Origin of the sequence: Aromatoleum aromaticum EbN1 (genome assembly GCF_000025965.1) — a bacterium.
Taxonomy (GTDB): domain Bacteria; phylum Pseudomonadota; class Gammaproteobacteria; order Burkholderiales; family Rhodocyclaceae; genus Aromatoleum; species Aromatoleum aromaticum.
In genome coordinates, this window is record NC_006513.1 from 4,066,263 (window position 1) to 4,081,078 (window position 14,816).

The window sequence follows — 14,816 nt, forward strand, 5'->3', positions numbered from 1 at the left end:
TATCCCCAAACTGGGTCAGCAAGTAGCATTCCTTCTGCCCGGAGCGATCGTCGTTTTATGCATTCGAACTCGACCCTCGACCCTCGAGATTGACGGAGGGCCAGGTGCGGAAAGAAGGGCGCCGGTTTCCCGAAAAATTTGACGCCGGGCAACGAAGCTCGCTTCGGCGAGATCAGAATGAATATGTTTTCAGGAACTCAAAACATGAATACTCTTCCTTCCGTACAGAAACTGACGCAGGCAGCAAACGGCAACCTCCAGGCTTTCCAGTCGTTCGCCGACATCGTCCTGAATGCGTCGGAGCGGCTCGTCGCGCTCAACATCGAGACGGCCCGCACGCTGTGCAGCACCGCGACGGCGAACGCCGCCCCGTTGACGGCGAGCAATGACATGCGCGACCAGATCGCGGCGCGCATGGGTACGCAAGGCAAGATGTTCGAACAGGCCGCGGAATACTTCCGCAGCTTCAACGACGTTTGCGCCAAGACCCAGAGCGAGATCGCGGAGCTCAATACGCAGCGCCTGAACGAAGTGTCGGAATCGATGCACGAGCTGCTCGACAGCGTTGCCAAAACGGGCCCGACCGGCGCGGCCGACATCGTCGCCGCGATGAAGACCGCGATGAGCAATGCCAGCGCCACGTATGAGAACATGATCAAGACGACTCGCGACGTCACTGAATCGAACCTCGCTGCGGCCAGCAACGCCCTGCAGCCCATCGTGACTGCAACAACGAAGCAGACGCGCAAGGTCGCCTGACCGGCAGCAGCCGGAAAGCGGAAAGAAATCCTCCGCAAGTCCCGGGGAACCCCCGGGTTGGGTACGAAATGACCCCCTCCCCGCGAAACCGTCCAGGTGCGCGGGGATTTTTTCGTTTCGCGCCTGCGCCTGCGCCTGCCGGTGTCGGTAAGGGAAGGGGCCGGGAGGGCGCCCTGCCCTGCGGCCGGAGCAGGAGGATCCTGCAGTCGACCGCTCCGCTCAGATGTAGCGGCCGATTCGCATCAGCACCCGTTCACGCCCCAGAACTTCGAGCACGGCGTCGATCGCCGGTGTCTGGGCGACCCCGAGCGTGGCGACGCGCAGCGGAATCGCGACCTGCGGCATTTTCAGGCTGTGCTCGGCCATCGTGTCCTTGATCGCCTGGTTCAGCCCCGGTTTTTCCCATGCCACGTCGGCAAGACGCGCTTTCAGGCTTGCCAGCGCCGCCCTGCCTGCGTCGGTCAGGTGCTGTGCGAGCAGCTCATCGGACGGGTGGACTGCGACGCAGTAAAGTTCAGCGGCATCCGCGAGCTCGTTCAGGTTCGCGACCCGCTCCTTGTACAGCGCGACGACCGATTCGAGGCGCGGCCCGGCTTCCGGGTCGACGCCGCGCCGCGCGAGCCGGCTGGCGACATCCGCGGCGAGCCGGGCGTCGTCGCTGTGCTTGATGTAGTGCGCATTGAGCCAGTTGAGCTTCTCGGTGTTGAACTGCGCAGCCGAAGGAGTGATGTGGTCGAGATCGAACCAGGTGACGAACTGTTCGCGCGTGAAGATTTCGTCGTCGCCATGACTCCACCCGAGACGCGCGAGATAGTTGATGACCGCCTCCGGCAGATAGCCGTCATCGAAGTACTGCATCACGCTGACCGCACCGTGGCGCTTCGACAGCTTCGTGCCGTCGTCGCCGAGGATCATCGACAGGTGCGCGTACAGCGGCACTTCCGCGCCGAGGGCTCGCAGGATGTTGATCTGGCGCGGCGTGTTGTTCACATGGTCGTCGCCGCGGATCACGTGCGTGATGCCCATGTCGCAGTCATCGACGACGACGCAGAAATTGTAGGTTGGCGTGCCGTCTGCGCGCGCGATGACGAGGTCGTCGAGTTCGGCATTCGCAATCTCGATGCGCCCTTTCACGAGGTCGTCCCACGCGACGACGCCCTCCACCGGATTGCGGAAGCGCACGACCGGCTCGACGCCCGCGGGCATCGCGGGCAGCACCTTGCCCGGCTCCGGTCGCCAGCGCCCGTCATAACGCGGCTTTTCGCCGCGCGCGCGCTGCTCTTCGCGCATGCGGTCGAGTTCCTCCGTGGATGCATAGCAGTGGTAGGCGCTGCCGGCGGCGAGCATCTCGCGGATCACCGCCTTGTAGCGGTCCATGCGCTGCATCTGGTAGAACGGCCCTTCGTCGGCGTCGAGCCCGAGCCAGCTCATGCCGTCGAGGATCGCCTGCACCGCTGCGGGCGTCGAGCGCGCGACGTCGGTGTCCTCGATACGCAGGATGAAGGTTCCGCCATGCCGGCGGGCGAATGCCCACGAGAACAGGGCGGTACGCGCTCCGCCGATATGGAGATAGCCGGTCGGGCTCGGGGCGAAACGGGTGCGAACGTTGGAAGCCATGGGGATAGGGGCGCGGAGCCGGGTCGAAAGTTCTGGATTCTACGCCTTCGCCCGGACGTCCCCTGTCGTGACGGGACTACGGCGGGCGGAGGCATAAAAACAAAAACCCCGAAGCCGGGCAGCTTCAGGGTCGTGTCTGGTGGGCGGTACTGGGATCGAACCAGTGACCCCTGCCGTGTGAAGGCAGTGCTCTACCGCTGAGCTAACCGCCCCGGGGGCTGCGGTGTCTTCGCCGGAAACTGGTGGGCGGTACTGGGATCGAACCAGTGACCCCTGCCGTGTGAAGGCAGTGCTCTACCGCTGAGCTAACCGCCCGTCGGCGAAGAGCGCGAATTGTAGAAGGAGCCCCCTGCCGCGTCAAGGCGACAATCACGGCAAATCGGGCCCCTGTCCTGCCGCCCCGGACCCTGGCTATGCTGCCTTCGACAGCGTCGGACGGCGTGCCTCCATTTTCTCGGCAATCGGGCGCAGGTCGCATTTTTCCTCGACGAGTTTCGGAAACAGCTCCTCTTCTTCCTCTTTCACATGGTGTTTGACATATTCGCCGAGCACCGTGACTTTGGCATCGAACAGTTCGTCGTCAGGGCCCATCGACTCGATCTGCGCGATCAGGTCCTTCGCGGCGGCGTGCTCGACTTTCGCCTCGTCGAGCAGATCGCCGAACTTCCCGGGGTCGATTTCCCGCACCGCGGGATAGAACAGCTCTTCCTCGAGCGTTGCGTGGACCGTCAGTTCATTACAGACGGTGCGGGCGATCCCGGCTTTCTCCTCGCTCGTCTTCGCCTTTTCGAAGTCGCCGAAGAGCTTGTTGACCTTGCGGTGATCCTCGAGCAGGGCGCCGAGGGCGTCCTTGAGACCGGTGGGCAGGCTCGACTTGTTCATGCTGTTCTCCTCGATCGGATTGATGAAGCGGCCGCGAAGACCGCGGCGGGATCGACCCGGAAGGTCGTCACCGAAAGCCCGGATCGGTCCCCTTGCGCCACTGGCCCGGGAACGATCCGCAGCCGATGGAGCAAGGGCCGGTCCCGCGGCAGCGGAAGGCTGCCGGCGTCCGGTCAATGTCATATCGGCTTGGCGACCATGAGGTAAAAGATACCGACGAATGCAAGAAATGCCGGCACGCCGAGCGCGAACCACGCGCGGAACAGTCGCCAGTAGCGGGGCGGGAGCAGCGGACGAGCGTTTTCCGCCGCTTCGACGGCGACGTCACGCAGGCGGATCTGGATCACGACGACGGGAAGCCAGCACGCGACCGCGAGCACGTACAGCACGAGCGACCAGGCAATCCAGCGGCTGTCGAGCGGGACGTCGGCCAGCGCGGTCAGCCAGAATCCGGTCAGCGGCTGCAGCACGACGGTAGTGCCGGTGAACAGCCAGTCGCCGACGACGACGCTGCGCGTGACCGACGCGGCGACGAGCGGATTGCGTTCGAGGCTCGCGCGCAGCAGGTAGAACGCGCTGCCGATGCCGGTGCCGAACAGCACCGTCGACGACAGGATGTGCACCCACTTGACGATCAGGTACTGGTATTCCACCGGTGCGATTCCAGTTCGTACAGCAGCCAGATTGCGGCAAGCATCGGCAGGTTCTTCGATACCGGGCCATACGGGTGGAGCCAGAACTCGGGGAGCTTCCAGCTGATGATCGCGGTATAGGCGAGGATCAGGCCCGCCTGCACGACGAGCACCGCTGCGCGCCCTCGCCCGGCAAGCATCAGCACGCCAAGCGCGAGGTCGAGCAGCGCGGCGCCGTACAGTGCCGCCGAACGCAGCGCTTCCGGCACGCCGGCCCGCGCGAGCAGCGCATGGCTCTCGGCGACCGGGAAGACGCCGAGCGAGACGATGCCGGTCAGGATCCAGACGAACGCAAGGCTCGCCCGCAGCACCGGCAGCAGCCATTGCAGCTGCACGCCGAGGCGCGCCGCGCCGGCCTCGCGACGCGGGATGAAGTCCTCGACCCCGCGCGGCTCGCGGCCAAGCAGCCGGCGCATCATCGACGGGTCGGCAGTGTTGCCCCGCCGCAGCATCGCAAGCGCCTCGACGTCGAGCAGCGCGCCGGGCAGCATCGAGGCGACTTTTGCCGCACTGTCGGTCAGCACATCGGGCACCGGGATGAAATGGGGCGGACGCGCGATGCCGAGCGCCTGGCGCAGCGCCGCGAGAAACTCGCGCAGCGTCAGCGCATGCGGGCCGACTGCGGCGATGCGCGGGTTGTCCGGCAGCTCGCCGTCGACCAGCCGCACGACGAGTTCGACCAGATCGTCGATATGCACCGGCTGCACCCGCTGGTCGCCGCGTCCCGGCAGCGGGATCAGCGGCAGCGACGCGAGCACGCCGAAAAGCCGCGCGCTCGTGCCGCCGGCCCCATACACCAGCGAAGGCTGCACGATCGCGGCCGCAACGGGCAGCCCGAGCAGCACTTCGTCGGCGGCGCGCTTGCTCAGGTGGTAGCCGCTTTGCGCATGCTCGTCCGCACCGAGCGCGGAAATCTGGATCACCCGCTTCACGCCGGCTTGCGCGCACGCCGAGAACAGCGCCGCCGGCGCCTGCCGATGCAGCAGGTCGAACGTCTGCCCCCCGCTTTCACGCAGAATGCCGACCGCGTTGATGACGACGTCGATTCCGCCGAGCATCGGCAGCCAGTCGGCGCTGCGCGTCGCGCGCCTGAAATCGATTGCAGCATAGTCGAACGCGCCGGCGGTCGAGCGGGTGCGGGCGCTGGCCGGGTCGCGCACGGCAAGGGTCAGCCGGTGGCCTTCGCGTGCGAAGCGGGTGGCGAAATGGCTGCCGAGGAATCCGGTTCCGCCGGTGATCAGGATGTTCATCGTGCTTCTCCTGCACGCGGGCTTCGCGCTTGCATGCGCCTGGCACAAAGCCGGGCTCCCGCCCTTCTCCATTATCCAGACTGACGGAGCGAACAATGATCGACTGGCTGCGCGTGCTGCGCCGCGCCCTTGTTTCCGGAAGCGGTGCGGGGATCGTCTCGCTGGTCGCGCTCGCCTGCGGCGGCCAGCGCGACTGTCGCAGCGTGTTCGCGCCGGTCAATGCGGTCAGTCACTGGATCTGGCGCAGCGTCGCGCTGGGCCAGCAGGAACCTTCCCTGCGATATACGCTCCCGGGCGCCGGCATCCACCACGCGATGTCGATCCTGTGGGCGCTGCTGTTCGAGGAACGCATCGCCCGCGCCGGATCGCGGAGCGGTCCATTGCGCACGATCGCCACCGCACTCGGCGTGTCGGCCGCCGCATGCTTTGTCGATCTGCGTCTGACGCCGGAACGGCTGACGCCCGGGTTCGAACGCCGCCTGAGTCCGGAATCGCTGACCGTGGTCTATCTCGCGTTCGCGCTGGGCCTAGCGTTGCCGTCCATCATCGAAATGCAGCACAGCGACCGGCGGCGTCGATAACCGGCATTCCGTGGCGCTTGGCGAGGCACCGCAATTGCTCGACCGGGGTACGACGCGGAGCCGTGCGACAACGGGATACATGATGAAGATGGAACCGATCGAAGATATTGCAGCATTCATGAAGCAGAACGGCCTCGTGCTGGTGACTGCCGAATCCTGCACCGCGGGGTTGATCGCGGCACGCCTGGCGGACGTCCCGGGCGCCGGCGCGCTGCTCGACTGTGCTTACGTGGTCTATTCGTGCGAAGCGAAGGAGCAGTGCCTCGGCGTGAAGCGGGAGACGATCGAGCGCTTCAACCTGACGAGCGAAGAGGTCGCGCGCGAAATGGCTGAAGGAGCGCTGGAAAAAAGCGCCGCGAACCTCGCGATCTCGAATACCGGAGTGGCCGAAGCAGTCGACGATGAAACTCCGCCCGGAACCCAGTGCTTCGCGTGGGCGTTCCGCACCGGCCAAAACGACGACGGTTCGGCGATATTCAGCGAAACGCATCGTTTTTCCGGCGGTCGCAACGAAGTCAGGGATGCGGGCGCACACTATGCGCTGATGCGCGTACCGTATTATTTCGCCCGCCTGCACGAATCGTCCTGAGCCCCGCTGCAGGGCTTGCCGACGCGAGGCGGGCTCGGCGAGCATTCACCGGACGGCGGGAGGCCCGATCATGCAAAATTCACCACTGCACCACTTCGATTTCAGGTTCGTGCTGCTCGAAGGCATTCATGCCACTGCGGTCGAGACGCTCGGCACGAGCGGCTATTCGCGCGTTGATGCGCGTCCCGGTGCACTGACCGGCGACGACCTCATCCACGCGGTCGCCGACGCGGATTTCGTCGGCATCCGCTCGCGCACCCGGCTCACCGAGGAAGTGCTGACGCACGCGCCGAAATTGCTCGGCATCGGCTGCTTCTGCATCGGCACGAACCAGGTCGACCTCGAGGCCGCGGCGCTGCTCGGCATCCCGGTATTCAACGCGCCGTTCTCGAATACCCGCAGCGTCGCCGAGCTGGTGCTCGCCGAGATCGTCATGCTGATGCGCGGCATTCCGGAGAAAAACGCGCTGCTGCATCGTGGCGGATGGATGAAAAGCGCGAGCAATTCGTGGGAGATCCGCGGCAAGACGCTCGGCATCGTCGGCTATGGCCATATCGGCACGCAGGTCGGCGTGCTCGCCGAGCACTTCGGCATGAAAGTCGTGTACCACGACATCGAGGCCAAGCTGTCGCTCGGCAACGCGCATCAGCTGGGGTCCCTCGAAGACCTGCTGGCAGCGTCGGACGTCGTCAGCCTGCACGTCCCCGAAACCCCGGCGACGCGGAACATGATGGACGCGGCCCGCCTCGCCGCGATGAAGCCGGGCAGTTTCCTCATCAACGCGTCGCGCGGCACGGTCGTCGATATCGACGCCCTCGCCGATGCGCTCGGCTCCGGCCATGTGCTCGGTGCGGCAATCGACGTGTTCCCGGCCGAACCGAAGTCCAACGACGAGCCTTTCGTCTCGCCGCTGCTGCGCTTCGACAACGTCATCCTGACGCCGCACATCGGCGGCTCGACGGCCGAAGCGCAGGCGAACATCGGCCGCGAGGTCGCCGCCAAGCTCGCCCGCTATGCGAACAACGGATCGACAGTTTCTGCAGTGAATTTCCCCGAAGTGTCGCTGCCCGCGCACGAAGGCCAGTGCCGCGTGATGCACATCCACCACAACGTGCCGGGCATGCTCGCGCGCATCAACGAGCGGATTTCGAAAGCCGGGCTCAACATCGTCGCGCAGTACCTGCAGACGACCCAGCACGTCGGCTACGTCGTCATCGACGTCGACGCCGAAGCGCGTCAGGTGGCGTTCGACGAACTCAACGCGATCGACGGGACGATACGCTGCCGACTGATCTGCTGAGTTTCCGTCGCATCAGTAAAACGCGAGCGCCAGCATCCCGGCCCCCCAGACGTCGATAACGATCTGGGGTTTTTCGTACTGAATGAACGCCGCGATGCTCAGCGTCCCTTCGCCGGAGCGATGTTCTGGTTGAGGTGGAAGAGGTTGTCCGGGTCATAGGCCGCCTTCACCGCCGCGAGCCGCTCGTAGTTGGCGCCATAGTTTGCCGGCGCACGGTGATCGTCGTCGCCGGACATGAAGTTGACGTAGCCCCCCCTCGCCGCCCGAGTGGGGATGAACGGCAGCGGCGGCGCAATGTGCCAGCCGAAAAAGCAGCCGAGCTGCTCGGGCGCCGTCGCGATGAGCTCGCGGTAGCACTGCAGCACTGCAGCGGCATCGTCGAACTCGTAGAACAGCGGCCCGCCGACGATGTCGCCGACCTCGTGGAGCTGAAACTCGAAGCTGGTGACGACGCCGAAGTTGCCGCCGCCGCGCAAGGCCCAGAACAGGTCTTCGTGCTGGTAGTCGCTCACAGTGACCTGCCGGCCATCGGCGAGCACGACGTCGGCCGACAGCAGGCTGTCGATGGAGAGACCGACACCGCGGGCGGCATGGACCACGGCCATCACGTCGGCTGCGTCCGTGCACTGGATCACGGCGCGGGGCCTGTGGTCGTGCGTGGCGTTGTAGACGGCGCGCGCGTCGTCGTAGTCGGAATCGGCAGGGGTGATGACGCGACCGCGTACCGCTTCGGTCAGTGTCTTGATCGTGTCGCTCATGGCGTGCTCCTCCGTTTCACCAAGGTGCGCAGAAGATGCGCCCTCGGGCGTTCCGGAAGCGTTCCCGACCTGCTCGGATTAGTTCTCCATAGCGGACGCTCGCCGAAGCATGAAAGCCGACTGCACGCTGCGGCCCGGACCCGGTTTTGGCAAAGGGCGGTCAGTTGATCCGCCTGGGCCATTTTCGGGCAGTATGGAAGACGCGCAGAACTTCCACGGTACCGCCTCGCACGCGATAAGGAAGGATGTACGGGAAACGGGTCACGACAAGTTCCCTCGTTCCGGTAATGCGGCCCGGGCGCCCCCTATTGGGGTGATCCGCGAGCATTGCGGCACTGTTTCGCATGTGCCGAACGAACTCCGCCGCCACGCGCGGGTTGTCTTCCGCGATGTAGGCCGCTTCGTCGTCGAGGTTCTCCAGAGCACGGCGCAGCCACTTAACCGGCATACTTCCTCATGACCGCATCGACTTCATCGTCGGATGCGAAATCATTGCCATCCGCTTCCTTGAGCGCCTGTTGTATTTCACCGATTTGCCAGCTCTCAAGTTCAAGATATTGCCGAATGGCTTCGCCAGCCAGGTAAGACTTGGAGCGGTGGGTCGCGTCAGCCAGTCTGTCGAGCTGTTCCTTCATCTCCGCCGGAATGCGCAAGGTCAGTGTCGTGGTTTCCATCGTCGTACCTTGTGTTGCCATGTACACAACTGAACGCTAGCACGAAAAATTGTGAGAAAAGCACTTTGAAAAACACATCGGGCACGGCCCGGATCGAGCACGACAAGGCGCTCAAGCCGGTGATCGCAGCGCGCGAAGCTCCAGCCAGCCAGCCCCTTGCGGGCGGGCGATCTCGACGGCACGGCGCAGCGAAGCGGCGGCGGCTTCCCTTTCCCCGCTGCGACAGGCCAGCTCGCCGTCGAGGCGCCACAGCTCGGCCTCGAGATAGCGCTGGCTGCAGCGCTGTGTCCACGAGAGCGCCTCGCGTGTGGCGGCGCGTACCGGGCGGAACTCGCCGAGCATGCCGCGCGCCCGGGCGAGCAGCACCGCCCGCATCGTCGGGGTGAGCACGGCCTCACTTCCGTCCGACGAGATCCCGGCGCGAACAGCTTCGATGACGAAGAGTGGATTGCCTTCGGTCTCGCGCCAGAGTCGTGCCGCGAGCGTCGCAGTGGTGGCTTCGTCGAGTCGGTCGAGTGGCACGGTGGTCACTGCCTGGTCGTGGCCCAGGGCGTCGACGAGTCCGACGAGGGGATGATGCGATGGGATCTCCTCCCAGCGGACCGTACCGACGATCGGAGCAGGTCGATGACGGGACCCGATCCCCTCGCCCGGTGCCACCCCGAGCTCGCGCTCGAGCACCTCCGCATAGCGGTGGTAGGCGCGCAGCGCCGCGGCTCGATCGCCAAGCGCGAGGTGTGCTGCCATCTGAAATCGAACGGCCGCTTCGTCGGTCGGCTCCAGACCGATGATGCGTTGGGTATGCCTGAGCGCAGCCTGGTGGTCGTTGCGCCTCGCGGCCTCTTCGGTCAGCCGCACGAGGACCCGATATGCCTCGGCGCGAAGTGTCGCTCGCTCATCAACGACACAGTCGTCATAACAGGCGGGAAGGAGATCGCCCCCATAGAGGCGCGCGGCGAGCTCGAAATCGCCGGCCGCCACGGCATCCCGGAACCTCAGCACGTCGACCTCGCTCGGCCCGGTCGCGATCCACCGCACCGGCTCGTTGTCGATCTCGACGAACTCGCCGCTGTCCGGAAGGGCATGACGGAAGTCGTGGAGCAGCTTTCCGAGGTTCGTGCGCGCCTGCGCTTCGTCGGAGTCGGGCCAGAGCTCGAACGCGAGTCGTGAACGATGCTGCGGGTCGCGGCGCAACGCGATCAAGCCCAGAAACCGTTGCAGGCGAAGCGAATTGAAGGCGCGAAGACGCCGGCCGTCCAGGATGATCTCGACTGCACCAAGCAGTCGGACCTGTAAGCGCGTCGGCCGTTCGCCACCGATGCCGCTCGTGTCACTCGGCATAGGGGCCCTCTGGCTGCCGTCCCTTGGCCGGTCGCGGACCTTCCCGGCTCACGGGCTTTCGTTCTTCCCCTTGTCGTCCCGCCCGCCAGTTTCGCCGGTCTTCGGCGCGACCGGATCGCGCTTCGGCGACACGGCCGGCGGATCGCTCGCCGGGAAGCTTTCTTCGCTCGACTCGTCGATAAGATCCTCGACATGCGAATCCTTCGGCTTATGCACCGAAGGATCGGTGCACGGCTGCTGTTCTGTGTCGGTCATCGAGTTTTCTCCTTGTCGAATACGATCAGGGGCGTCCCCGTACGACGCCCGGTCGGCCGGGGGGTTCCAACTGCATGGCCACACCCGGCGGATGCCGGGGGTCAGGGACGTTCGTTCCCTTCAGTGTCGGTCCAGATTTCGATCTGGCGCAGTACCGAAAGCACGATCCACGTGATCACGGTCGCGGCGATCGCAACGCCGAAGCGCCCCAGCCCGATCGTCACGCCGATCGCAGACGTCATCCATATCCCCGCGGCGGTCGTCAGCCCGCGGATGTTGTTTTCCCTTTCGCGCTTCAGGATCGCGCCCGCGCCGAGGAAACCGATGCCGGTGACCAGCCCCTGGATGACGCGCGACAGGCCGGAACTGTCCATCCCTCCCTCCACCGCCGCGATGACGAACAGCGTCGAGCCGGCGGCGACGAGGATATGCGTGCGCAATCCGGCAGCCTTTCCCGCACGTTCGCGCTGCATGCCGATGACGGCGCCGCACAGCAGCGCGACCATCAGGCGCAACATCGGCCTGACGAGTTCATGGAACCCCCCCAGCCCGGCAGTGAGTTCGGCGAGAATCGTATCCAAGGCTGCCTCCATGGCCCCGCGGATGCGCGGCGCCGGGAATGAGTGCAGCCCGCATGCACGTGCCACGCATGAACCAGCAATTGCAGTGCCTCGGGCCGTTCTCGCCCGAACGCGTATTCAACGACTCAACGCGACCGCAGCAGCGACGGCGGTTCCGGCTCGGGCGCACGTGGCGCCAGCTGCAGCGTGTCGCGCTCCGCCTCTCGCGCTTCCCGCGCCAGCGCCCGCAAGCACAGCGCGACGGTGCCGGCGAAGACCTCGTCGTACCACGGGAACGCGCCGCTCGCGGCGACGACGATGCCGTCGAGGCACACGCCCCCCGCGAGCAGCGTGTCGCCGGTGCACAGCAGGTGCGGGAACTGGTGCTGCACGACTCGGCCGTCCCTGCCGGTCATCCAGCTCAGACGCGCCTTGGCGCAGGCGAACGCGGCGTAGTCGGCGTCCCACGCGGCGCGATCGCCGAACGCGTGCTCGTGCAGGATCGCCTCCTCGAACGACGCGGTGCCGGGCGGCCGGCACGGGTCCATGACGACGACGTGGAGAAAGCCGCTGCCGACGACGCTGCGGTCGCGCATCGCGTGCTCGATCATCGGCGCTGCCAGCGCGATCGCGCGGCGGGCGGCGGCAGGCGTGAGGTAATGGCTGCCGGCGCCGGGGGCGGCAGGCACATCTTCATTCAGTGTCGTCATGTCGGGCTGCTCCGGGGTGGGTTTCGGGGAAGCGCTGGGGCCGCCAGGTGGAGGTCATGGCGGCGGCTCGAGGGCCGGTGGCGCAGGCACATCGGTACGCCGTCCGGCAAGGTTCGCGATCACGGCGACGAGCTCGTCGGCATCGACCGGCTTCGCGATGCACACCTGGAACCCGGCTAGCATCGCGCGCATGCGGTGATCACCGCGATAGGCGCTCAGCGCGACCGCGGGCAGACGCTCGGCGAGGCCGAACCCGTGCTCGACCTCGAAGCGGCGCAGCTGCCGGATCACCTCGTAGCCGTCCTCCTCGTCGCCGAGCGCGACGTCGCAGACCAGGATGTCCGGCCAGCGGGAACGCGGCAGCGCGAACAGCCCTTGGAGCGCCGCGGCGCCAGACGGGCTGGAACGCGACAACGCGCCGTGCCGGTTCAGCAGCGCCTCGAGCTGCGCACGTATTTCGGCGTTGTCATCGACGACCAGCACGTTGATTCCTGAAATCGACGGCGCCGCGAGCGCCGGAGTGCCCGCGACAGGCTCTGCGCCGCCTTGCGCTGCGGCGGCCCCGATCGCTGTCGTCCCCCGCAGCGGAAACTCGACGACCGCCCGCACGTCCCCGTCCGGGTCGCGCCGCAGCTCGATCGTGCCGTGGTGCTGCTCGACGATCGCACGGATCCTCGTCAGGTCGAGCTGCGGGACCCCGGCGGCAGGTGGAGGCTCCGCGTCGGCCGTCTTCCCGGCGTGGATGAAGCTCACACGCAGGCGCTCGCCGACGCGCTCGATGCGCCACTCGGCGCGACCGCCCGGCGGCGTGGAGGCGATCGCGTTCTCGGCCAGCGCCCACATCACCTGCTGCAGCAGCCCCGGATCGCCGGTGATGCGCACCGGATCGGCGGTGATCGTGCTGTAGAAGCCGATGCCGCGCGCATCGATCGCGGCGCGCAGGCCGTCGACGACGCCCGCGAGCAGCGCGACGAGGTTGATCTGCTGCGTCGCGAGACCGCGTTCGGCGCGCTCGACTTCCTGCTGCTGGCGCTGCAGCTGCCACAGCTGCGCGTAGATCCCGCCCTGGCGCAGCAGGTGGTCGTGCGAGCCGCGCTCGACGACGCGGCCATGTTCGAGCACGAGGATCTCGTCCGCGTCGACGACCGTCGACAGGCGGTGCGCGATGATCAGCGTCGTGCGCGTCTTCGCCAGCCGGTCGAGCTCGTCCTGGATCGCCCGTTCGGAGCGCGTGTCGAGCGCCGACGTCGCTTCGTCGAACACCAGGATCGGCGGATTCTTGAGGATCGCACGCGCAATCGCGATGCGCTGCTTTTCGCCCCCCGACAGCATCACTCCGCGTTCGCCGACTTCGGCGTCGTACTGGTTCGGCAACGCCGAGATGAAATCGTGCACGTGGGCGGCCTTCGCCGCGTCGATCACTTCGGCGAGCGAGACGCCGGGACGCCCGTAGGCGATGTTGTATGCGACGGTGTCGTTGAACAGGATCGTGTCCTGCGGCACGATGCCGAGCGCCGCGCGCAGGCTGCGCAGCGAGACTTCGCGGATGTCCACACCGTCGATCAGGATGCGTCCGCCGCCGACCTCGTAGAAGCGGAACAGCAGCCGCGCCAGCGTCGATTTGCCCGACCCGCTGCCGCCGACGACCGCCACTGTGCCGCCGGGAGAGATCGTGAAGCTCACGTCCCACAGGATCTGCCGGTTCGGCTCGTAGCCGAAGTCGACGTGCTCGAAGCGCACCTCACCGCGCGAAACCGCGAGGTCCGCGGCCTGCGCCGCTTCGCCGATCTCGGGCTTCTGTTCGAGCAGGCGCAGCATCTTCTCGGCGTTGACCGCCGCATCACGCGTCTGGCGAAAGACGAAACCGAGCGAGTTCAGCGGCAGGCAGATCTGGATCACGTAGGCATTGACCAGCACCAGGTCGCCGATCGACATCGTGCCCTGCACGACGTTCTGCGCCGCCAACAGCATCACGACGGCGACACCCACCGCGATGATCGCGCTCTGGCCGATGTGCAGCATCGACAACGCCTTCTGGTTCTTGACGCCGACGTCGACCCAGTCGTCGAGGATGGTGCCGAAGCGTCGCTGCTCGTAATGCTCGTTGGTGTAGTACTTGACTGTCTCTTGGTTCAGCAGGCTGTCGACGAGCCGGCCGTTGGCGCTCGAATCGAGCTCGTTGAGCGCACGCTGGTAGATCGCCCGGCGCTCGGTGAACAGCACCGTGAAGCTCGTATACACAAGAAAGGTCGCGAGGATGACGCCGGTGAACCAGTCGCTGTAATTGAGCGTCATGATCACGATCACCGCGATGATCTCGATCATCGTCGGCAGGATCGTGAACAGCCCGACGCCGAGCAAAAACCCGATGCCCGCCGTGCCGCGCTCGACGTCGCGCGTGACGCCGCCCATGCGGCGCCTGGCATGGAAACGCGAGCTGAGGCGGTGCAGGTGCTGGAATACGTCGAGGAGGAATCCCGACACCGTTTTCTGCGTGACGAGCACGAACACCACGTCGCGCACTTCGCTGAAGAACGTGCCGAGAAAGCGCAGCAGCGCGTAGCCGAGCAGCAGGAAAACCGGCAGGACGGCGACCGGTGCGGCGCCGAGGTTGTCGATGATCGCTTTCAGCGCCAGTGGCACCGCGACCACGGCGAGCTTCGCGAGGACGACCAGGCCGAGCGCAGCGGCAGTGCGCTGCGGATAGCGAAGCACCGCTGCCGACAGCAGGCGCAGGACGAAGCCGCGCGTCGAGGGCGGCGAGGAAGCTCTCATCGGGGCGACGGTCCTGTGCTCGGCGCCCGCGCTGCGGGAGGCCGATCGTTCGGCAAAAAAACAGGGCCGGGGC

Annotated in this window: 16 protein-coding genes and 2 tRNA genes; 4 read left to right on the forward strand and 14 right to left on the reverse strand. The window is 66.3% G+C overall.

Features of this window, described 5'->3' with window-relative positions; genetic code table 11:
- Positions 1 to 138 precede the first annotated feature (138 nt).
- Complete coding sequence (locus EBN1_RS19355) at positions 139 to 759, forward strand: phasin family protein (RefSeq protein ID WP_241762773.1); 621 nt, start codon at positions 139 to 141, stop codon at positions 757 to 759.
- 219 nt (positions 760 to 978) lie between these two features.
- Here EBN1_RS19355 and gltX read toward each other — a convergent pair whose 3' ends face one another.
- The 6 genes from gltX to EBN1_RS19385 all read right to left on the reverse strand — a co-directional run bounded on the left by gltX (position 979) and on the right by EBN1_RS19385 (position 5,200).
- Complete coding sequence (gene gltX, locus EBN1_RS19360; protein WP_011239684.1) at positions 979 to 2,376, reverse strand: glutamate--tRNA ligase; 1,398 nt, start codon at positions 2,374 to 2,376, stop codon at positions 979 to 981.
- 137 nt (positions 2,377 to 2,513) lie between these two features.
- Positions 2,514 to 2,588 (reverse strand) — tRNA-Val (locus tag EBN1_RS19365).
- 28 nt (positions 2,589 to 2,616) lie between these two features.
- Positions 2,617 to 2,691 (reverse strand) — tRNA-Val (locus tag EBN1_RS19370).
- A 96-nt stretch (positions 2,692 to 2,787) separates the two neighbouring features.
- Positions 2,788 to 3,258 carry a hemerythrin domain-containing protein gene (locus tag EBN1_RS19375; RefSeq protein WP_011239685.1) on the reverse strand — a complete coding sequence of 157 codons (471 nt, stop codon included), beginning with the start codon at positions 3,256 to 3,258 and terminating at the stop codon, positions 2,788 to 2,790.
- A gap of 179 nt (positions 3,259 to 3,437) precedes the next feature.
- Positions 3,438 to 3,911 carry a DUF2269 family protein gene (locus tag EBN1_RS19380; RefSeq protein ID WP_011239686.1) on the reverse strand — a complete coding sequence of 158 codons (474 nt, stop codon included), beginning with the start codon at positions 3,909 to 3,911 and terminating at the stop codon, positions 3,438 to 3,440.
- Entirely contained in the window at positions 3,893 to 5,200 is a 1,308-nt protein-coding gene (locus EBN1_RS19385) for an NAD(P)H-binding protein (RefSeq protein ID WP_011239687.1), read from the reverse strand. The genes EBN1_RS19380 and EBN1_RS19385 overlap by 19 nt, the downstream gene beginning before the upstream one ends.
- Before the next feature lie 95 nt (positions 5,201 to 5,295).
- Between EBN1_RS19385 and EBN1_RS19390 the strand changes: the two genes are divergently transcribed.
- The 3 genes from EBN1_RS19390 (at position 5,296) to serA (ending at position 7,670) form a co-directional block, all read left to right on the forward strand.
- Positions 5,296 to 5,781: a hypothetical protein gene (locus tag EBN1_RS19390; protein ID WP_011239688.1), complete on the forward strand. Its 486-nt coding sequence runs from the start codon at positions 5,296 to 5,298 to the stop codon at positions 5,779 to 5,781.
- Positions 5,782 to 5,869: 88 nt separating this feature from the next.
- Positions 5,870 to 6,370 (forward strand): CinA family protein, encoded by a 501-nt coding sequence (locus EBN1_RS19395; protein WP_041647673.1) that lies wholly within the window; start codon positions 5,870 to 5,872, stop codon positions 6,368 to 6,370.
- Between the two features lie 70 nt (positions 6,371 to 6,440).
- Positions 6,441 to 7,670 (forward strand): phosphoglycerate dehydrogenase, encoded by a 1,230-nt coding sequence (gene serA, locus EBN1_RS19400; protein WP_011239690.1) that lies wholly within the window; start codon positions 6,441 to 6,443, stop codon positions 7,668 to 7,670.
- Positions 7,671 to 7,768: 98 nt separating this feature from the next.
- Here serA and EBN1_RS19405 read toward each other — a convergent pair whose 3' ends face one another.
- From EBN1_RS19405 to EBN1_RS19440, 8 genes are all read right to left on the reverse strand, one after another.
- Entirely contained in the window at positions 7,769 to 8,428 is a 660-nt protein-coding gene (locus EBN1_RS19405; RefSeq protein WP_011239691.1) for an FAD-binding oxidoreductase, read from the reverse strand.
- A 160-nt stretch (positions 8,429 to 8,588) separates the two neighbouring features.
- Positions 8,589 to 8,876 carry a type II toxin-antitoxin system RelE/ParE family toxin gene (locus tag EBN1_RS19410; RefSeq protein ID WP_041646609.1) on the reverse strand — a complete coding sequence of 96 codons (288 nt, stop codon included), beginning with the start codon at positions 8,874 to 8,876 and terminating at the stop codon, positions 8,589 to 8,591.
- Positions 8,866 to 9,102: a CopG family ribbon-helix-helix protein gene (locus tag EBN1_RS19415; protein WP_011239693.1), complete on the reverse strand. Its 237-nt coding sequence runs from the start codon at positions 9,100 to 9,102 to the stop codon at positions 8,866 to 8,868. Before EBN1_RS19415 ends, EBN1_RS19410 begins: the two co-directional genes overlap by 11 nt.
- Positions 9,103 to 9,213: 111 nt before the next feature.
- On the reverse strand, positions 9,214 to 10,443 hold the full coding sequence (locus tag EBN1_RS19420) for an AfsR/SARP family transcriptional regulator (RefSeq protein WP_011239694.1): 1,230 nt from the start codon (positions 10,441 to 10,443) through the stop codon (positions 9,214 to 9,216).
- 48 nt (positions 10,444 to 10,491) lie between these two features.
- Entirely contained in the window at positions 10,492 to 10,698 is a 207-nt protein-coding gene (locus tag EBN1_RS19425) for a hypothetical protein (protein WP_011239695.1), read from the reverse strand.
- A gap of 101 nt (positions 10,699 to 10,799) precedes the next feature.
- Complete coding sequence (locus EBN1_RS19430) at positions 10,800 to 11,279, reverse strand: MgtC/SapB family protein (RefSeq protein ID WP_011239696.1); 480 nt, start codon at positions 11,277 to 11,279, stop codon at positions 10,800 to 10,802.
- A 125-nt stretch (positions 11,280 to 11,404) separates the two neighbouring features.
- Positions 11,405 to 11,968, reverse strand: a complete 564-nt coding sequence (locus tag EBN1_RS19435) for a hypothetical protein (RefSeq protein ID WP_011239697.1) — start codon at positions 11,966 to 11,968, stop codon at positions 11,405 to 11,407.
- Positions 11,969 to 12,022: 54 nt separating this feature from the next.
- Positions 12,023 to 14,743 (reverse strand): ABC transporter transmembrane domain-containing protein, encoded by a 2,721-nt coding sequence (locus EBN1_RS19440; protein WP_011239698.1) that lies wholly within the window; start codon positions 14,741 to 14,743, stop codon positions 12,023 to 12,025.
- Between the last annotated feature and the right edge of the window lie 73 nt (positions 14,744 to 14,816).

Coding starts and splice junctions, on each gene's coding strand:
- gltX (WP_011239684.1), bottom strand. CDS start 2,376: ATGGCTTCCAACGTTCGCACCCGTTTCGCCCCGAGCCCGACCGGCTAT.
- EBN1_RS19375 (WP_011239685.1), bottom strand. CDS start 3,258: ATGAACAAGTCGAGCCTGCCCACCGGTCTCAAGGACGCCCTCGGCGCC.
- EBN1_RS19385 (WP_011239687.1), bottom strand. CDS start 5,200: ATGAACATCCTGATCACCGGCGGAACCGGATTCCTCGGCAGCCATTTC.
- EBN1_RS19390 (WP_011239688.1), top strand. CDS start 5,296: ATGATCGACTGGCTGCGCGTGCTGCGCCGCGCCCTTGTTTCCGGAAGC.
- EBN1_RS19395 (WP_041647673.1), top strand. CDS start 5,870: ATGGAACCGATCGAAGATATTGCAGCATTCATGAAGCAGAACGGCCTC.
- serA (WP_011239690.1), top strand. CDS start 6,441: ATGCAAAATTCACCACTGCACCACTTCGATTTCAGGTTCGTGCTGCTC.
- EBN1_RS19405 (WP_011239691.1), bottom strand. CDS start 8,428: ATGAGCGACACGATCAAGACACTGACCGAAGCGGTACGCGGTCGCGTC.
- EBN1_RS19410 (WP_041646609.1), bottom strand. CDS start 8,876: ATGCCGGTTAAGTGGCTGCGCCGTGCTCTGGAGAACCTCGACGACGAA.
- EBN1_RS19415 (WP_011239693.1), bottom strand. CDS start 9,102: ATGGAAACCACGACACTGACCTTGCGCATTCCGGCGGAGATGAAGGAA.
- EBN1_RS19420 (WP_011239694.1), bottom strand. CDS start 10,443: ATGCCGAGTGACACGAGCGGCATCGGTGGCGAACGGCCGACGCGCTTA.
- EBN1_RS19425 (WP_011239695.1), bottom strand. CDS start 10,698: ATGACCGACACAGAACAGCAGCCGTGCACCGATCCTTCGGTGCATAAG.
- EBN1_RS19435 (WP_011239697.1), bottom strand. CDS start 11,968: ATGACGACACTGAATGAAGATGTGCCTGCCGCCCCCGGCGCCGGCAGC.
- EBN1_RS19440 (WP_011239698.1), bottom strand. CDS start 14,743: ATGAGAGCTTCCTCGCCGCCCTCGACGCGCGGCTTCGTCCTGCGCCTG.